Origin of the sequence: Acidicapsa acidisoli (assembly GCF_025685625.1) — a bacterium.
Classification (GTDB): Bacteria; Acidobacteriota; Terriglobia; order Terriglobales; family Acidobacteriaceae; genus Acidicapsa; species Acidicapsa acidisoli.
This window is the reverse complement of record NZ_JAGSYI010000001.1, coordinates 1,585,733-1,603,060: the sequence shown is the minus strand read 5'-3', so window position 1 is coordinate 1,603,060 and position 17,328 is coordinate 1,585,733. Positions and strand designations below refer to the sequence as shown.

General features: G+C 59.8%; 15 protein-coding genes. 5 read left to right on the top strand and 10 right to left on the bottom strand.

What is annotated here, in order from left to right; translation table 11 throughout:
• Positions 1-8: 8 nt before the first annotated feature.
• Positions 9-197, bottom strand: a complete 189-nt coding sequence (rpmF, locus tag OHL23_RS06455) for a 50S ribosomal protein L32 (protein WP_263350968.1) — start codon at positions 195-197, stop codon at positions 9-11.
• Between the two features lie 146 nt (positions 198-343).
• Positions 344-892: a YceD family protein gene (locus tag OHL23_RS06450; RefSeq protein ID WP_263350967.1), complete on the bottom strand. Its 549-nt coding sequence runs from the start codon at positions 890-892 to the stop codon at positions 344-346.
• 196 nt (positions 893-1,088) lie between these two features.
• On the opposite strand from OHL23_RS06450, the gene OHL23_RS06445 reads away from it, so the two are divergent.
• The 3 genes from OHL23_RS06445 (at position 1,089) to OHL23_RS06435 (ending at position 5,432) form a co-directional block, all read left to right on the top strand.
• A complete protein-coding gene (locus OHL23_RS06445; RefSeq protein ID WP_263350966.1) occupies positions 1,089-2,795 on the top strand; it encodes a HAMP domain-containing methyl-accepting chemotaxis protein in 1,707 nt (568 codons plus the stop codon).
• 191 nt (positions 2,796-2,986) lie between these two features.
• Positions 2,987-4,387 carry a Si-specific NAD(P)(+) transhydrogenase gene (sthA, locus tag OHL23_RS06440; RefSeq protein WP_263350965.1) on the top strand — a complete coding sequence of 467 codons (1,401 nt, stop codon included), beginning with the start codon at positions 2,987-2,989 and terminating at the stop codon, positions 4,385-4,387.
• Positions 4,388-4,520: 133 nt separating this feature from the next.
• Positions 4,521-5,432: an ROK family protein gene (locus tag OHL23_RS06435; protein WP_263350964.1), complete on the top strand. Its 912-nt coding sequence runs from the start codon at positions 4,521-4,523 to the stop codon at positions 5,430-5,432.
• 82 nt (positions 5,433-5,514) lie between these two features.
• Here the strand turns inward: OHL23_RS06435 and OHL23_RS06430 are convergent, their stop codons facing one another.
• Positions 5,515-7,188, bottom strand: coding sequence for an RDD family protein (locus OHL23_RS06430; RefSeq protein ID WP_263350963.1), 1,674 nt, complete (start codon positions 7,186-7,188; stop codon positions 5,515-5,517).
• A 258-nt stretch (positions 7,189-7,446) separates the two neighbouring features.
• On the opposite strand from OHL23_RS06430, the gene OHL23_RS06425 reads away from it, so the two are divergent.
• Positions 7,447-10,128 (top strand): LPS-assembly protein LptD, encoded by a 2,682-nt coding sequence (locus OHL23_RS06425; RefSeq protein ID WP_263350962.1) that lies wholly within the window; start codon positions 7,447-7,449, stop codon positions 10,126-10,128.
• A 5-nt stretch (positions 10,129-10,133) separates the two neighbouring features.
• On the opposite strand, the gene OHL23_RS06420 is transcribed toward OHL23_RS06425, so the two are convergent.
• From OHL23_RS06420 to OHL23_RS06405, 4 genes are all read right to left on the bottom strand, one after another.
• Positions 10,134-10,517: a hypothetical protein gene (locus tag OHL23_RS06420; RefSeq protein ID WP_263350961.1), complete on the bottom strand. Its 384-nt coding sequence runs from the start codon at positions 10,515-10,517 to the stop codon at positions 10,134-10,136.
• Positions 10,518-10,530: 13 nt separating this feature from the next.
• Positions 10,531-10,860, bottom strand: a complete 330-nt coding sequence (locus tag OHL23_RS06415) for a c-type cytochrome (RefSeq protein ID WP_263350960.1) — start codon at positions 10,858-10,860, stop codon at positions 10,531-10,533.
• Between the two features lie 95 nt (positions 10,861-10,955).
• The gene (gene dacB, locus OHL23_RS06410; protein WP_263350959.1) at positions 10,956-12,707 is read right to left on the bottom strand and encodes a D-alanyl-D-alanine carboxypeptidase/D-alanyl-D-alanine endopeptidase; all 1,752 of its coding nucleotides are present in this window, start codon (positions 12,705-12,707) and stop codon (positions 10,956-10,958) included.
• Positions 12,708-12,756: 49 nt separating this feature from the next.
• Positions 12,757-13,074 (bottom strand): hypothetical protein, encoded by a 318-nt coding sequence (locus tag OHL23_RS06405; RefSeq protein WP_263350958.1) that lies wholly within the window; start codon positions 13,072-13,074, stop codon positions 12,757-12,759.
• Between the two features lie 67 nt (positions 13,075-13,141).
• Between OHL23_RS06405 and OHL23_RS06400 the strand changes: the two genes are divergently transcribed.
• Positions 13,142-13,957 carry a hypothetical protein gene (locus OHL23_RS06400; RefSeq protein WP_263350957.1) on the top strand — a complete coding sequence of 272 codons (816 nt, stop codon included), beginning with the start codon at positions 13,142-13,144 and terminating at the stop codon, positions 13,955-13,957.
• A gap of 15 nt (positions 13,958-13,972) precedes the next feature.
• Here OHL23_RS06400 and OHL23_RS06395 read toward each other — a convergent pair whose 3' ends face one another.
• The 3 genes from OHL23_RS06395 to OHL23_RS06385 are packed head-to-tail and all read right to left on the bottom strand — an operon-like array spanning position 13,973 to position 17,291.
• Positions 13,973-14,881: an alpha/beta hydrolase gene (locus OHL23_RS06395; protein ID WP_263350956.1), complete on the bottom strand. Its 909-nt coding sequence runs from the start codon at positions 14,879-14,881 to the stop codon at positions 13,973-13,975.
• A 32-nt stretch (positions 14,882-14,913) separates the two neighbouring features.
• Positions 14,914-16,257 carry a dihydroorotase gene (locus tag OHL23_RS06390; RefSeq protein ID WP_263350955.1) on the bottom strand — a complete coding sequence of 448 codons (1,344 nt, stop codon included), beginning with the start codon at positions 16,255-16,257 and terminating at the stop codon, positions 14,914-14,916.
• The gene (locus OHL23_RS06385; protein ID WP_263350954.1) at positions 16,254-17,291 is read right to left on the bottom strand and encodes an aspartate carbamoyltransferase catalytic subunit; all 1,038 of its coding nucleotides are present in this window, start codon (positions 17,289-17,291) and stop codon (positions 16,254-16,256) included. Before OHL23_RS06385 ends, OHL23_RS06390 begins: the two co-directional genes overlap by 4 nt.
• Between the last annotated feature and the right edge of the window lie 37 nt (positions 17,292-17,328).

Here is a 17,328-nt window from a genome sequence, read left to right as displayed (position 1 = left end):
GTTAAAGATTAGCTGACGGCTTCCTTGGTTTCGATAACCGCGCGGCCCTTGTACTCGCCGCATTTGGGGCAAGCGCGGTGAGGCAGCTTCTTTTCCTGGCAGTTGGGGCAGATCGAAAGCGAGCCCGCGGTCAGGAAGTCGTGCGAGCGGCGAAGTGCAGTGCGGCGCTTCGAGTGACGCCGTTTCGGATTAGGCATGGTACTGTTCCTCTCTTGTTCCGGCCCGGGTGGTTTTTCCCTACGCTCATCGCGCAAGCAACACTGGCGCGGGCATTTAGGGTTGATCCCGCCGGGCGTCGAAAGAACCGTTTCAAGGTCTTTCCGGAATTTCGTGTATCCCGTCTTTAGTTCTTCATCCGGCTTAAGCCGGCCAGCGCTTCCCAGCGTGGGTCGCTTGGACCCGAATCACAGGAGCAGGCTGTCTCGTTGCGGTTTTGGCCACAGCGCGGACAAAGTCCCTTACAATCTGGCTGGCAAAGCGTCCGGGCCGGCAGGGACAGGAGCACCTGTTCCCGGAGCACGTCTTCAAGCGCAAGGCCACCGTTTTCATAATACCCGATTTCCGTCTCCGGCGTGGAAATTGCGTGTTCAGAACCGATTGCATCCACTCCGGGCGGACGAAACAGCAGATCAAAGTCACCCGTGAGGTGGTGCTGGACCGGTTCGACGCAACGGGCGCACGGCACCTGGAAGTCACCCTGGAAGCTGCCCTTCAGGCGAATATCGGAGACGATCTCCTTGGGTCCGCGATGTTCATGAAGCACCTCGGCGCGCCCTTCCGCTGCCAGATTGCCGACCTGCTCGGCTTCTCCGCCGAAGTCAATGGCGGCTGCCGGCAGCGCCACGGAGAACTGGATCGGCTCGCGTTCGAGGTCGCTGAGTAGAAATTGCATATTTCGAGCCTAAGACGCGGGAATCTCCGCGTCAATACGCAATCGGCTACGCAGGCGAGCCGATCCTCTCTGCCTCAAGTCCCCCACCTAACTGCCGATGACGGTGATGTCCGGAGATTCCCGGCCACGGATTGCGCGCGGAACCGCAAGATCCGAAGGTGTCCGGCCCTAATCCACAGAAAACGGAGCACTTCCAATGTCAATTTTTCGCAACCTCCCAATCGCACGCAAGTTTGTGTTCGCCTTCGGAATCGTCTGCCTGCTCTGTGCCTTGCAGGGAGCGCTCGCCATCTATGGATTCGTCAAAATCAACTCGACTCTGAGCGACATGGCGGAGAACGCGATGCCGGCAAGGCAGGCGTTGGGCGAAATCCGCATGGCGATCACCCAGACCCGGCGAGCAGATCTGGCTCTGCTGCTTTGCGCCACCGACGAATGCACCACGACATACAAAGCCAAGCGCGAAAAGGCGGCGGAGAGTTTTGCCGCCGGCGTACGTACATACACCCCGCTGATCAGCCATCCCGGCGAGCAGGCCCTCTCTGAAAGCTTCCAGCAAAACTTTGCCGAGTATCAAAGGCTGAGCGCGCAGGGGCGCGAAGCCGCCGCAGAAGGCAAGGTAGATGTCGCCATGAAGATCTTCATGGACCCATCGGCGACCAAAGCCGTCGACCTGGCCCAGCAAGCCGCCGACAGCGCCAACGATCTGGCCTTCAACGTCGGTGTTCAGGAAGGGAATCAAGCCATCAGCCGGAGCCGCCAATCTCTGATGCTGATCGTCAGCCTGGTGATAGTCACTGTCGTCCTCTGCGCTTTGACCGGGGTCATGCTCACCCACCTCATTGCACCTTCTTTGCGCGCGGCAACCACGGCTCTGGAGCAGGTGGCAGCCAAAGACTTAACAGTGAGCGTAGAAGCGATTGGAACCGATGAAATCGGCCGCATGTGCACTGCGCTGAATACCTGCGTTGCCGCGATGCGTCTGGTGTTGGGAACTGTTGCCCAGGGAGCCGAAAACCTAACGGCCTCCGCAACAGAGATGAGCGTGCGATCGGTGCAGGCCAACGCCAATGCGCAGGCTCAATCGGGCAAGACCAACCAGATCGCCGCCGCCGCGCAGGAGATGACCGCGACCATCGGAGAGATCAGCCGGAATGCCGAGACGGCCTCGAACATCAGCCGGAAATCTGCTGAAACCGCAAGCGAAGGCGGCGCCGTGATGCAAACGGCCGCGCTGACCATGGAGCGAATCTCTTCGGCGACGAGCTCCGTGGCGGGCAAAATGACCGGTCTGGCCGCGCGCTCCGAGGAGATCGGGAAGGTCGTCACCGTGATTCAGGACATCAGCGAGCAGACCAACCTGCTGGCTCTGAATGCAGCAATCGAAGCCGCCCGCGCGGGTGACCATGGACGCGGATTCGCGGTAGTTGCCGGCGAGGTTCGCCGCCTTGCCGAACGCACCAGAAGCGCTACCGAGGAGATTGCCGGCACCATTCGCGGCATTCAGGACGAGACGCGCGCCACGCTCGACCTGATGGAAGAAAGCCACCGCGCCGTCGACAGCGGAATAGGCGAAACCAGCCGAGCGCGGCAGAGCCTGGCAGCGACCATCGAATCGGCGCGCGAAGTGGAGCACATGATTCGCCTGATTGCGACAGCCGCCACGGAGCAAACCTCCGCGGCCGGCGAAATCTCCGAATCCGCCGCGCATATCTCGCAACTGGCAATGGAAAATTCGCGGACCGCGGAGGAGACCGCGGATGGCTGCAAGCAACTTTCGGGGCTTGCGAACGATCTGGACGGCGTCATCCGGCAGTTCCATCTCCAGGAGGAAACGCAGCCCGGCGGAAACCTTCGCGGCAAGGCGTCAGAGCCGGTTTCCCGGTCCTGGCGGACTGCGTAATTGAACCCTTACGAACCGGATTCAAGCGGTATTTGGAACCGAAGACTGGGAGCGGAAAAAGTCGCTCCCAGTCTTGCATTTCGCGAAAATCCTCACCTCCGTTACATCGCCCGAGGCAGCGCACTGTGTTAGCCTCCGGTTGTGGAGAGTCTCTTGAATACCTGTCTCTTCCTTCCCTGGGGGATCAACGCATGAGCGCCGTCAAGTATGACCTGATTGTTGTCGGCTCCGGACCATCCGGGCAGCGCGCCGCAGTCGCTGCCTCCAAGCTGAAGAAGAAAGTTGCGATCGTCGAATCTCGTTCGGTCGTCGGCGGCGTTTGCATTAACACCGGCACAATTCCATCCAAGACCATGCGCGAAGCCGTGCTGCATCTTTCCGGCTACAACTACCGCACTGTCTACGGGATGAACTACCGCGTCAAAGAAAAAATCACCATGGCCGATCTAGCCTTCCGCGTACAAGGCGTGGTCAAAACCGAAGTCGATGTCACCGAAGCCCAGCTTTCCCGCAACGGAATCGATGTCATCCACGGAGTGGCGCACTTCGTCACTCCCGAGACGCTGCGCGTGGAGGGTCCGGAGACAAGTACAACTCTCGAAGCGGCCCGGGTGATCATCGCCGTTGGCACCAGACCAGCCACTTCGGATCAGGTGCCGATCAACGGCCGCACAATCATCAACAGCGATCAGATTCTGGACATGCCCAAGCTGCCGCGCACCTTGATCGTCGTTGGCGGCGGCGTCATTGGCGTGGAATACGCCTGTATGTTCGCGGTTCTGGGCGTTCGCGTCACGGTAATCGAAAAGCGCAATAAGCTGCTTGAATTCGCGGACCAGGAGATCGTGGAGACCCTCAGCTACCATCTGCGCGACAGCCGTGTCACGATGCGTCTGGGCGAGGAACTGGCCAGCGTCGAAGAGCTGGAAGACGGAACCGTTGTTGCCAACATGCAGAGCAACAAACGTATCTCCGGCGACGCTCTGCTCTACGCGGTCGGCCGCCAGGGCAACGTCGAAGACCTCCAGTTGGAAAACGCTGGTCTGAAAGCAGACTCTCGAGGTCGCATCTCGGTAGACGAGAATTTTCAGACTTCGACGCCTTCCATCTACGCGGTTGGCGACGTCATCGGCTTTCCATCGCTCGCCTCCGTGTCCATGGAACAAGGCAGAATCGCCGTCGCGCGTGCCTTTAACGACATGATCACCGTCTCTAACCCCGGCTTCTATCCCTACGGCATCTACACCATTCCCGAGATCAGCTTCATCGGCAAGACGGAAGAGCAGCTTACCGACGAGGATGTGCCATACGAAGTAGGAATGGCCTATTACCGGGAAGTTGCCCGCGGGCAAATTCGCGGCGACACCACTGGCCGCTTGAAATTGATCTTCCATCGCGATACGCGCAAGGTGCTGGGTGTCCATATCATCGGGGAAAACGCCAGCGAATTGATCCACATCGGCCAGGCCGTCATGACCCTGGGCGGCACAGTCGATTACTTCATCGAAACAGTCTTCAATTACCCGACGCTTGCCGAGTGTTACAAGATTGCGGCATTCAATGGCGTGGGACGGCTTCATCGCTATCAGTGACAAGCAAAAGGAACGGTCGAGAAAACTTATAAAGGCAGGCGTTCAGGCTGGCAATGCGCTCCACTCCAGCCGCCGCTTGCCGCAGAACCCGGCTAAAGCGGTACTATCGTCTGCATTGAAATTGGAGACTCAGATGACCACCTCAATTGGCGTAGTAATGACCGAGCACATTGTGGCCGGCCGCCTTACCGGTCCACTCGGGCACCAAAAACTGGAGGGAGGACGGCTGCGCTTTCCCGTCGATCCCTCGGAATCGGAAGCGTTGATCGGATTGCCGGCTGGCGAAGTGTATGAACTGCTGGCCAGCCAGATTGCACCCCTGATCGCCGAGAGCAGCGAACCGGTTGCCGCGATTGGCGTCGCCGTACCGGGCATCGTACGCAACGGCGTCGTGGAAGACTCGCCGAACCTTCAGCAGATCAAAGGCATTCGCCTGGCCGACGCGCTGGGAGAAGTGCTTTCATCGCAGGGCATCAAGACGCCTGTCTATGTGCTCAACGACGCGGACGCCGTTGCTGCCGGCCTTGCGGCCTCGGGCGGCCATCTCGACCGTCTGATTCGGGTGTGGACGCTGGGCAACGGCATCGGCTACGGACGCTGGCCCCAGGTGGACGGCGTGTGGGAGGGTGGTCATACGACGGTCACGCTGGACCCCAAGGAGCGATACTGCGGTTGCGGCGGACTGGGCCATCTGGAAGGAATTATGGGCAATCGCGCTATGCGGCTGCGCTTCCTCGATCTGGAGCCGGAGGAGGTTTTCGACAACGCCAAGCAGGGTGACTCACGCTGCCGCGATTTCGTCGATCTCTGGCATCGCGCCCTTGCAGCCGGCACTGCAACGGCGATACATCTGGGCGGTCCTGGAAAGTTTTATATTACCGGGCTGAATGTGGGCTTCCTCGATCTGCCGGTTCTGCGCGGATACCTCGAAGCCATGGTCAAAATGAGCCCGCTGCAAAGCTATTCCCTGGAAGTTCTCAAGGAAGATGACGACACGGCCATCCTCGGCGCAGGAGTGGCCGCGCTGCGTTCGCAGAGCTGGTAAGGGAAGTCGGCGAGAGCCACATAAAAGACTACGAGGCCGATGGAACGAATCGTTCCATCGGCCTCGTAGTTTGTAGATCGCTCTAGTACTTGCGCTGGTAGGTGCGGGTCATGCGGTCATGCCAGCCCAGATGGTCCTTGTCAAAGATCGCCCAGAGCAGACCCAGCCCGGCAGGCAAAGCGGACAGAAGCAGCGCCGGAATCCTTTGGCGCATTTGGTCAACGGTAGGATTGTCGTCGTCGAAGGTGCAAAGTGCGATGCGCGCGTAACGCATGCCCAACGTGCCCTCTTCGGCGTAGCTCAGGAACAGGAATTGGTACAGCAATCCAAAGAGCAGCAATCCACAGCCGCTCGCGATCAACGCGAGGCGTCCGGTGGGCGGATGCGATGTGGAAGCGATCACCACAACAGCCGCTGCTGCCAAAGCCAGCGTCACAAGCGCCCCGTCGACAACCGCTGCCAACAGGCGATCGCTGAGCGTCGCCACCAGCAGTTCGGCAGGAGCGTTCTCGGGAGCAGATGCCGAAACCTGCGCCTGCGAACTTCGCTTCGGGGGCGCGTTCCTCACTGAGTTGACAAACGGTTCCGGCACAGGCGACACGGGCAGCTCTTCGACGGCAGTTGCCGACAGTTGCCTTGCCTCGACGTTGCCGCCATGCATCTCTGCGGGATAGCGATGCTCAACGTAAACCTGCTGGTCCTCACCGCCAGTGGAGTGCTGCTGCCCGGTATGCTGCTCCGGATGATCCAGCTCGATTGAAGCCCATTCCGGTGGCGCGACAGCGTGAGCCGAGTCGGCTGGCGAAGCCAGAAGGTCTGGATCGACCTCAAAGATGCTGAGCTGCGAGTTCTCGTGCGATGCGTTATAAAACGGCCCCTCGGCCAACCGGGGGCGCACTTTACGCGTGGCGACCAGTTCCCGGGGAAATTCGATCAGGTTCGCGGGAAGATGCTGCACCGGTTCGACGGTGGCGCTGCGCAGAGGATCTCGCGAATCATACGAGTCGTCAAAATCCAATGACTCTTCTGAAAAGAGTTCTAGCTCTTCCACGTTCTGCGCATGACCTTGCCTTACGTGTCTTTTGGCCCCTTGCCCGTACTCAATCTCATGCCCAGAATGGAGGCGCATCTCCGACCAGACATCCTGGCCCTGCTGCGGTGCTGAAGAGGCCATCGGCGATGTCTCTTCCCACCTCGGCTGAGCTCCCGCCCAAGGAGTGAGGGAGTTTTCGTTGTTTTCCTTATTCTCTCGGGCGCGCTCCGTGGCAGACACAGGTGGTTCGTCCTGCCATCGCGGCGCAGCGACCGTCTCTGGCAGAGCAGCGGGAATGGAGGCATTCGATTCCCGCCGAGTCTCATGCTGATGCGGCTCCCAGAAGCCGGAGGCGATTGGACCGGATTCAAGACCAGCCAGCACGGCCTGAGCTGCGGCCTGGGCATTGCGCGCGGCTTCAGCGGCAGCGCCTGCCGCGCGGACCACGGCTCTCGCCTCGCCAGCCAGCAGTTCGCTATAGCTTGGAGCCTTGGCATAGCGAGCGGCGACACGGGCCGCAGCTTCAGCGGCGCGGGCGCTGGTCGCACGCGGACTTTCTGCCGCGTGGCCATCTGCGGAATCCTGTGGCCCTCCGCGACGATTCCGATGTGCCGCCAGACGCTGGTTGACCTCCTGCTTCCAGGTAGGCGTGGCGGCGGATTCATTCGATGGTGGATCGAATGCGTCAAATGGCTGTGCGGGTAAGCTGGCCGATTTGCTCAAAAGCTGGTTCCCTTCTGTCGCAGCGCGATGACTGCGGTTGCTGGCCGGAGGCCGCTTCGATCAATCTGGGCGTCCGGACATCCCTGGCACCGAAGAGAAGAAGTCGCAGAGAAAGAAGATTGCGCCAAATAGCACCTTTCGCACGGGGATGCAGCCCGCGCGGAGAGAGATCGGCTTTTCTTTGCAGCCAGAGCTGCGAGAATCCCGTCTTACCTGAGTGCACTACACAGCTTTGTTATGCTGGGCATTGATCCGGTGATGTATTCTCGCTACTTTTGGTTTATCACGCTGTTTCTGCTCTGTCATGAGCAGATGCATGCGCAGCTGTTAACTAATGCGTTACCCGGAACCGGCGCTGGCAATGCAGCGGTTCAGGAGCAGGTGCAGCAGCCTGCAATTCCGGCCGCTGCCGCATCCGCTTCCCCCGATGTTCCGGACGACCCCAGCCAGCAGATATTGCCGATTGCCAGGCCAGAGCCTCTGCCCACAACGGGCGTTCCCGTCCATTGGACAACCGGGCCAAATGGCTATCAGGAACATGTCGGAGACGTCTCGACAGTGACTGGCGAAGTCGTGCTCTATTACAAGAATTACGTCCTCCACGCCGACAGGATTGTCTATCACCACTCCACATCGACCGTGGAAGCGGAAGGACATTTGCAACTGGAAGGCGGCCCCAATGACGCTGTCATGACCGCATCGCACGGGGAAATGCATTTGCAGGAGAACACCGCGACCTTTTACGACGTAACCGGCTCCTTCGGCGTGCGCCACATTGGCAAGACCCTGATCTACAGCACACCGGATCCCTTTATCTTTACGGGCCGGGTCTTGTTGCAGACGGGCGAAGAAGCCTACCGGATTGTGGATGGCTCCATGACCTCCTGCCGGCTGCCAAAACCCGATTGGCAACTGATTACGCGCTCGATTGAGGTTGTGAACGGAAAGGCGACCACGCGCAACAGCTTCTTCGAGTTCTGGCATATTCCACTGGTCTACCTGCCGTTTGTTCAGCGAAACCTCGACGAAACCGGACGAGAGAGCGGATTTCTACTGCCAGAGGGCGAGAACTCCAGCGTGAAGGGTCTGGTGATTGGAGAAGAATTCTACTGGGCTATCAACCGCAGCATGGATATTACGGCCGGCGCGCAATACTGGAGCAAGCGCGGCTATGCTCCCACAGGCGACTTCCGCTACCGCGGGCCGGGCCTGGATGCGTTGACGGTGCGCTGGAATGCCCTGCTGGATCGCGGCATCGAGGAGACCCTAACCGGCGCAACCACGCCAACGCTGGTCAACCAGGGTGGCGCGGACATCATCGCTTATGGCCACAAGTATTTCAGCCCGCAGACCCGTGTTGCCGGCGCCGTCGAGTACCTCTCAAGCTACATCTATCGCCTGGCATTTGATGAGAATCTGGCACAGGCCACCAGTTCCGAAGTGGTTAGCAACGCCGCCCTGACGCACTGGCACAACGGCTTTGTACCGTCGCTCTCACTGGATCGCTTCGAGAGCTATGCGGGCACAACGACAACGGGCCCGGTGGTGAGCGTCCCAGAGGTGCGCATATTGCACCTTCCCACTCTACGATATGACGTGGTTGACCGTCCCCTGCTGCCCAGCTCCTCCAGGGCTTTGTCCCCTGTTTATTGGGGACTGGACACCTCGGTTGTCGATCTGGACCGCGCCGAACCCGGATTCCATGCGCGCAATGTCGGCCGGTTCGATCTTTACCCGCACATAGAATGGCCCATTCATCTAGGCGATTGGAACTTCCTGCCCCAGTTTGCCGTGCGCACCACCGAGTACTCCGGCAGCCAGATCCCAGACCTGACAGGCACACACTTCGGCGGAGTTCCGTATGTACAGCACAATGCCTTGAACCGATCAGATGTCGAAGCCTCCCTGGACATTCGGCCTCCGGCGGTCGAGCGCGACTTTGAGCTGCCTGGGCTCCATCGCGAACTCCGCCACGTCATTGAGCCAGAGATCTTCTACCACTACGTAACCGGCATCAACCAGGCGCAGCAAACGTTGCAATTTGACATGGTGGACATCGCCACCGACACCAACGAAGCCGGCTACTCCTTCACGCAGCGCTTTTATGTAAAGAACACCCAGGCCAAGCCGTGCGATTCCCGGGGGAACTCCGAAGCAGGCGCACAGGAACAAAATTCTCAGGATGTACCGAATCAGAACGTGCCAAATCTCGACCCCATGGGTGGGGATGTTTCCGGCCAGGAGTCCACGACAACGAATTCGACAGACCAGACTGGTACGTGTCGCCCGCCTGCGCGTGAGTGGGCGAGCTGGCAGATTGCGCAGAAGTTCTTCATCGATCCAAACTTCGGTGGCGCGCTGATCCCTAACCGCCGCAATGTCTTCGACTCCACGCTGGATCTGACCGGAATTGCGTTTCTCACCTCTCCACGCAACATTTCGCCAGTCATTTCACGGCTGCGATTTGAGGCCATCGACCATCTGCGCGTCGAGTGGGATCTGGATTACGATCCGAAGGCCGGACGCTTCGGCGCCAACAATCTTTTTGCCGGTTACAGCTGGGGTCGCACCACCATAGGAGTCGGCCATGCGCTGCTGAATGCCGTCGATGAAAGCGGCAGCAGCGCAACCGTCCTTCAGAGCCAGTTGGTGAAGCCTTTTGTTTACTTCGGTAAGCCATCCGATGTAGGCCTGAGCGTCGCCATGAACGCCAGCTATGATTTCACCCAGGGCACACTGCAATACGGCGGAGTCGAGGCAATCTACAACTGGAATTGCTGTGGCCTGCAGGCCGGTTATCGCCGTTTTGAATTAGGTTCCCTGCGCGATGAAGGAGAGTGGCTGTGGGGATTCACACTGTCCAGCATCGGAACCGCCGGAAACATTCACCGTACATCGTCGGTCTTCCCGACACCCGCCTTGCTGAACCTGATGTATTGAGAACGCTAATGCAGTCGGGAGCGCACGTCGGGTCGCACCAGGTAGAAGAAAAAAACCAGATTCAGAATGCCTTGAATTGCACCGGGGGCTTGTTTTTGCTCGAAAAAGATCCACAGGTTGTAGGTCATCAACAGAAACACCGCCGAAAGCGTTAGCGCCCAGGCCCAGCGAAACAAGCGCAGCAATCCGAAGCTGGCAGCCACAAAGAGCGGCACCAGAATCAGCAGAAGTCGCGGGATATGCCCGCTCACCACTCCAAAGGTGACCGCTGCCGCGAGCACCAGCATATACAGCCCAATGGCCACCATCCCGGGTAGCGGCAGCGTACTCTTTCTCGCGCCGTCAGTCCCGGGCTCGTCTTGCAGCACTTCCTTTGGTTCGATGCTCATAGCGTATATAGGCTCATAGTGTGTGCAGGTACGCCAGCAGATATTGCAGATCCTCATCGCCAACCGGCACGGCCTGCATCATGCCGTGTCCATGGCGGATAGTCTGAGTGATGCGCTCATCCGTGGGTGGGGCGCCTGAAGGCATGGCCTTGACCTTGGTAAGCGCCTGCAATCCCGGTCCCTTCAATCCTCTCGTAGTCGTGGGATAGTGGCATCGCGCGCAGTACGCGTGAAATACCTGCGCTCCGCGTGCCTCTTCCGGCGTGAACTGCGCCTCAGGCTTCGACGGTGGCAACGGCTTGCAGCCGGTCAGGATTCCCGCGCACGCAAGAAGATTGACCACTACGAACCCCTTAACTTCAGAACGGAAAAAACGGGAAAGCATCTGTAGCGATGATACCGCGAGAGGTTCGAGACATTGAACCGGGGCAATAGCGCTTATTCCGCAACCGCAATCGCCTCGCAAATCCGGTCCATGGCATGAATCTCGGCGTCACTGCCGGGCAGGTGTCCGTTGACAAGGATAGAAAACGCCAGCGTCTTGCCGCTCGCCGCCGTCAGGTAACCGGAAAGCGCGTTCACTTCATTCAGAGTGCCCGTCTTGGCAAAAAGCTTGCCCTCCAGCGGAGACGACTTGAACCGCCCGCCCAGCGTCCCGTCCACTCCAGCCACTGGAAAAGTCGCCTTCCATGCGTCGCCCCACGGCTGGCGGGCCGCGTAAGTCAACAGCGTTGTATAAGCACGGGGCGCGATCAGGTCGTTCGCGCTCATGCCCGAGCCATCGTAGAAAAAGAAATCCTCCGGCGCCACTCCCGCGCTTAACAGGAACCGCCGTACCACGCGAGTTCCTTCGGAGACGCTGCCCTGCGCTTCCGGCGCATTGCCTTCCATCGCTGCGGATTGATCCGGTCCCTGTCCCGCGAACAGCCGCCCGAGCAGACGCAACGTCAGTTCAGCGTGAAGATTCTGGCTCACTTTGTTTGTCAACGTGAGGTCTTCGACCGCTGGCACGGAAACATGGGAGGCCAGCACCCGCCGGCCTTCAAGTGGCGCCTCAACCGTTTCGAGGCTCAGCGGAATCATTGCGCCGGCAGCACCCGGGCCGCCGCTGAATCCGTCGGTCGAGGTTGAGTAACGATGCCGTGCGCGCGCCGTTCCGCTAACCGCAACTCCGCGTGCCGTGAGCATGGCCAAGAGAGAACGCGCCGCATATTCGGCTGGATCGTCGATGGCCAGCACGGCATGATAACCCTCGGCAGGCGCCGTTCCCCAGACGCGAATGACCCGCGAACCAAGCGGCCTCTCTAAACCAGGCCCCACGCCCGGCACCGCTTTCACTCCAGCAGCGGCCAGCAGCATCGCCCCCTGAAGCGTGTAGAACGGCGTTTCCGGCTGCCACGAAGCAAGGGTCCTGCCCGAAGTAGAGGTATTTGCCCCACTGCTCGCCGGATCAGGCAACAGATGCAGCGTCACCACGTTGTCGTTCACGCTCAGCGCCGAGGCCGGTGCGCCGTAGCTCCATTGCAAGTCGTCCCAACTCCAGCCGCTTCCATAAGGATCGCTCACAAAGAATGTGTCATCGCCGACGATATCCCCATCGATCGCCCGGATTCCGGAGCGCACGATCTGATCAGCCATCTCCTCAAGAGCTGCGAGAGGTTTCGGCGCCGGCGCGGGGGTGCTCTGGTTTCCGCTGTCGATCCTGCGGTGATATGGATAGCTCCGGCCACTCATCGTTGGGTCGCCAGCCCCCAGCAATGTGAGATCCCCATGCAAATGGCCGCTCGCATCGACACTACCGGCGGTAACCAGGTTGGTGGTCCAGGTCAGCCGGTCGACGGGAAGCAACGCAAATGCGGCAGCCGTCGTCGGCAATTTCGCGTTCGAAGCAGGCACAAAGAGCTCTCCATCGTTCAGGCCAAATAGCTTCCGTCCATCCAGGCTGGTCACGCTGATACCGAAATGTGCGTGCCCGAGCGCCGGATCAGCCAACAGGGCGTCGATCGCAGCAGCCAGCTTCGCGTCTTGTTTTGAGACGGTGACTTTCGGTCCGGCCTGCTTGTGCAGGGCGGCCGCGTGAACAGGACTCTGCGCGGAGGCTGGCACAGCACTCGAAGACGCTCCAATGAGCATCAACAACGCCAGAGATTGCAGCGGACAGATAACGCGGAGGAAACGAAGGGAAGCCACATCTTTAAATATCATGGGCAGAGTGTATTACATGCCGCGCGGGGAAGGATTACTGGGCATGAATCCTGGCGCGAATCCACAGAGTTCCGAAGACCGCGAAGGCAATCGTCCAGACCGCGACAGCTGCCGGAAAGCCAAAGAACAGATAGGCGTTCGCGTAATTCACGCTGTGATGTAGGACCTGATTCCAGATCAGCAGCCCAAAAATCGACAGCGCCGTCACCAGAAAAAACGTGAAAAAGCCGGAACTGAGCGCCAGCAACAGGCTCGTGAAAAAGCCGAATCCCTCAAGCGGAAAGCCTAGAAATGAACCGGATAGCCGCCCGGAATCGAGTCCCGCATTGGCAATATTCACGCCTCTAGCCATGATTCTCCTCTGTAAAACCGGCCCTTCGCAGTGCAGGAACCACTCTTCCGCTTTAGTATAAGGAGTTGTGACTGCTCCTGTACAAAGCGACTTTGTTCCTTCTGAAATCCCTCCCGGCCAGGTTCTGCCGCCAGCATCGTCCGGACCGTGGCCGGCAGACAAGGTTGCCGCCGCCAGTTCGATCGCAGAAGCTCCCAATGGCGTCCGATTCGCGGCATGGGGCGAGACGCGCGTCTCGCAACCGGAGTTGGAACGGCTCGTCGGAGCAGTGCCGCGCACCCTGGCTCCCGCCCTAGTAAAGCGCTGCTACTATTTCGTTCCGCTCGTCATCGTGGAAGGCGATCAGCCTGTGGCCGCTCCGGCTTATACAGTCGATCTTGGCGACCGCGCCGTATGCCACCGCAATGTTACGTTAGGCTCCACTGACGCAGTCTTTCTGTCGACAAGACTCGTCGAGGATCGCTTCGGACTGGCCTTTGAGTTCTTCATCAACGTGGCGCACAACTTCGTCGACGCCGTCGGCGTTCCGGAGAGCTTTGCATCGCTGACCTGGTCCCAGGCCCAGGCCGGGGTGCGCGGCGAAACCAGCCAGGATGCCTGGGAAACCCGCCGCCGCGCTCTCGATCCAGTCACCAATGCCCAGGGAACCGCGATGCCCCTCGACGAACGCGCCCGCAAAAATTACGAGGAGTCGGCATTCTCTGACTCACTCGCGATTTATATGCTGTCGCTCTCGCTGGACTTCGACTATCACGATCTGCGAGAGCGTGAATACCCGCTGCTGGCCGCGCCTGCGCTTGCGGAGCGACTGCGCCATGTCGCCACGTTGTTCCCCGCAAATGACAGCTACGAGTTCCAGATTCTCTACCGGCGCAAGGGCTGAGCGGAAGGAATAGCCTCAGTCGAGGAATTTCTCAAGGACTTCCACATATCGTTCCGGCTCCTCGTACGCCGGAAGGTGCCCGCTCTTCTCGAAGAAGACGATTTTCGCTCCGGGAATTGCGTGAGCCAGCCGCCATGCTGTGAGTGGGGCCACATTCATATCGAAGCGACCAGTGATGACGAGTGTCGGGAAGCGGAAGTCCGCCAGCTTCGCGGTTAGATCCAGGTCAGCGGTTGATTGCTGCACTGCCTCCGCCACCTTTGGCTCAAATCCCAGATCGTCGACATTCGCCATATAAGCGTCGCACTTCTCCGGCGAGTAAAAAATCATCCGAAAATGGTTCCGCAGACTTGCCCTAGCTGCCGCGTCCGTGGACTCGCCAAGCTTTTTCTCCTCAGCCGCATCCTGTTCTTCTATGTCGGGAAATACCTCTGGGAGAAGATGCACCATAGTCTTCCAGGACGGCGGCGGGGAATCCGACAGAACCAGTTTCGCAACATGCTCGGGATGAGCGACCGCATAGGCCATGGAGAGCATCCCGCCGTAGGAGTCACCCACCAGAGCGACTTTATCCAGCCCAAGCTTTCCGCGAACGGCATCCAGATCCGCAACCTGCGCGTCCATCGTCTGCGGAGCGCCGGGCTTCATGCGTTTGGAGACGCCTGTGCCGCGCTGATCGTACAAGACAACCAGGCGATGCTTGGCAACGCGTTGCCACACATCGTTTTGAACCATGTAAGCGTGCGACAGCCCAGGGCCGCCGTTCACGGCAATCACTGGAATCGCCGGACCCGGAACACCAAAGGTCTCATAGCCAATATCGACCTCTTCGGTGTGCACGATCCCAGTTGCATGGTTAGGGGTTTGTGCGAATAGCACCGCGCAAGCAGTAAAGAGAATCGACACAATCGGCCACTTGATCATAGGAATTCCTCCACGGCGCAGACCCACTTCGCTTACAAAGCCTCGGCCTTGTAGACGACGCGGCCTTCACTGATCGTCCAATGGACCCTGCCCTGCATCGTCCAGCCATCGAAGGGCGTGTTCTTCGACTTCGAGCGCGAGTCCTTCGCATGGAAGGTCCACTCCTGCTTCGGATCGAAGACCATCACGTCAGCAAAGCTGCCCACAGTGAGCGTGCCGCGGCCCTTCAAGCCCAGCAGCGCAGCCGGCTGAGCGCTCAACAAGCTCAATACGCGACCGATCGGCAGCTTCCACTCATGATGCAGCCAGCGCAGGCTCAAGCCCAGCGCGGATTCGAGGCCGGTAATGCCATTCGGCGCGCGCTCGAACTCCACTTCTTTCTCATGCGCGGCGTGCGGCGCGTGGTCCGTGGCGATAGCATCCACAACGCCGTCGAGAATGCCTTGAATCATCGCGTCGCGATCGGCAGCCGAACGGAGCGGCGGATTCATCTTGGCATTGGTGTCGTACGCACCCACATGCTCTTCCGTAAGCAGGAAGTGATGTGGCGCAACCTCGCAGGTGACGCGCAGTCCATTGCGTCGCGCCTGCCTTACCGCCGCAACCGCCTGAGCCGTGGATGTGTGCGCCACATGCAGATGCGGCCGATGGCCATTTTTGTCGCCCTTTCCATTCATGGAAAGCTCGGTCACGAGCCGAATATCTCGCTCCACCAGGCCATATTCGGCCTCAGGCGGCATACCGCGCAGTCCCAGCCGAAAAGCCATTGGCCCGGCGTTCATGCTGCAACCACCGGTCAGGCGCGTGTCCTCCGCATGTTGAATCACGCTGAGCCCGCTGCGCGTCGCGTTGATCAGCACCTCGCGCATGATGCTGTCTTTGAGGATCGGATGGCCATCGTCAGTCACAGCGACAACTCCAGCCGCCTTCAATGCCGCATAGTCGTTGAGCACTTCGCCCTTCAACGCGCGAGTGGCAGCGCCGATAGGAAAGACGCGAACGGAAGCGCCGCGCTCCGGAGCCTGCATCCAGCGGGTAATCTCCGGCGAATCGTTGGTCGGCACCGTGTTCGGCATCGCAGCAACGGAGGTAAATCCGCCCGCCGCCGCGGCGGTCGTGCCGGTAGCGATAGTCTCTTTGTGGCCCTGACCCGGTTCGCGCAGATGGACATGGATGTCTACCAGCCCAGGCGCTATAGTTAGCCCTTTCGCATCAATGATTTGAAGATCAGAACTGGCCTTCGCTTTGCCAAGACTTGTCTTGCCCGGCTCCGCCACCTCCGCGACACGGCCATCCTTGAGAACAATGTCGCGTGGCGCGTCAACGCCAGCCGCAGGATCGATGAGATGGCCGCCGCGAATCAAAACTGTGCTCATGCGCCTGCCCCTTTTCGCACTTGCGCCGTTAAAGCTCGCTGTACAAGCGCCATTCGGATTGCGACACCATGACGCACCTGCTCGAGAATCAACGATTGCGGCCCGTCCGCGACTTCACCGGTCAGCTCCAGCCCGCGAATGATTGGCCCAGGATGCATCACCAACGCCTTCGGCGCGTGCTTGGCAAGCCGCTCCTCGGTAAGCTGATAACCGGCCTTGTATTCTTCAAGATCCAATTGCAACCCGGCCAGCCGTTCGGCTTGAATGCGAAGCATCATCACCACCTGCGATTGTTGAAGCGCCCGAGTGAAATCGCGCTCGATTTCGACGCCTGGTCCGGTTTGCGCAGCAATCTCAGGCAGCAATTCCCTTGGGCCGCAAAGAATTACCCGCGCGCCCAGCTTAGGCAGCAGAGTCATGTTGCTGCGCGCCACGCGGCTGTGCAGAATATCGCCAGTGATGGCGACCGTAACGCCAGCCAGCGTCTCCGCCGTCACCGCTTCGATGCCAGGCCGCAGATGCGCCAGAATCGTGCGCAGATCGAGCAATGCCTGCGACGGATGCTCATGCATCCCGTCCCCGGCGTTCAACACCGGCAGTTGGGTTTCGCGCTCCAGCAGCCACGGAGAACCCGACGAAGGATGACGCAGAATAATGGCCTCGGCTCCCAGCGCGCGCAGCGTGAGCCCAGTATCCTTCAGCGTCTCGCCTTTTTCGATGCTCGACGAGAGGCTTGAAACTAGGGTCGTATCCGCGCCCAGCCCCTTCGCGGCAAGCTCAAAACTGGTGCGCGTGCGCGTCGACGATTCGTAAAAGAGCAGCGCGATGCGGCGCTTGGCCAGCCGCTGCGCGCGTTGGATCGGGTCCTCGCGCTCCAACAGCGTGGCCTGAGCAAGGATTTCGCTCACCGCTTCAAGAGTAAGGTCGCTCGCGGAGAGCACCGACCCGGTTACCCCGGCGGAAGAGGCTGAAATATTTGCCGGTAGTTCCGGCGGAACGATGATAGGGCGGGCAGAAACGGCCTTCAGTGACATAAGATCCAGCAAACAGTTGAGATGCAGGGCAGGATTA

What these genes read in the sequence shown, in the direction of transcription:
- OHL23_RS06390 (WP_263350955.1), bottom strand. Translation starts at nt 16,257, where the DNA reads ATGAGCACAGTTTTGATTCGCGGCGGCCATCTCATCGATCCTGCGGCT.
- OHL23_RS06405 (WP_263350958.1), bottom strand. Translation starts at nt 13,074, where the DNA reads ATGGCTAGAGGCGTGAATATTGCCAATGCGGGACTCGATTCCGGGCGG.
- OHL23_RS06445 (WP_263350966.1), top strand. Translation starts at nt 1,089, where the DNA reads ATGTCAATTTTTCGCAACCTCCCAATCGCACGCAAGTTTGTGTTCGCC.
- OHL23_RS06395 (WP_263350956.1), bottom strand. Translation starts at nt 14,881, where the DNA reads ATGATCAAGTGGCCGATTGTGTCGATTCTCTTTACTGCTTGCGCGGTG.
- sthA (WP_263350965.1), top strand. Translation starts at nt 2,987, where the DNA reads ATGAGCGCCGTCAAGTATGACCTGATTGTTGTCGGCTCCGGACCATCC.
- OHL23_RS06450 (WP_263350967.1), bottom strand. Translation starts at nt 892, where the DNA reads ATGCAATTTCTACTCAGCGACCTCGAACGCGAGCCGATCCAGTTCTCC.
- OHL23_RS06435 (WP_263350964.1), top strand. Translation starts at nt 4,521, where the DNA reads ATGACCACCTCAATTGGCGTAGTAATGACCGAGCACATTGTGGCCGGC.
- OHL23_RS06385 (WP_263350954.1), bottom strand. Translation starts at nt 17,291, where the DNA reads ATGTCACTGAAGGCCGTTTCTGCCCGCCCTATCATCGTTCCGCCGGAA.
- OHL23_RS06425 (WP_263350962.1), top strand. Translation starts at nt 7,447, where the DNA reads ATGTATTCTCGCTACTTTTGGTTTATCACGCTGTTTCTGCTCTGTCAT.
- rpmF (WP_263350968.1), bottom strand. Translation starts at nt 197, where the DNA reads ATGCCTAATCCGAAACGGCGTCACTCGAAGCGCCGCACTGCACTTCGC.
- OHL23_RS06420 (WP_263350961.1), bottom strand. Translation starts at nt 10,517, where the DNA reads ATGAGCATCGAACCAAAGGAAGTGCTGCAAGACGAGCCCGGGACTGAC.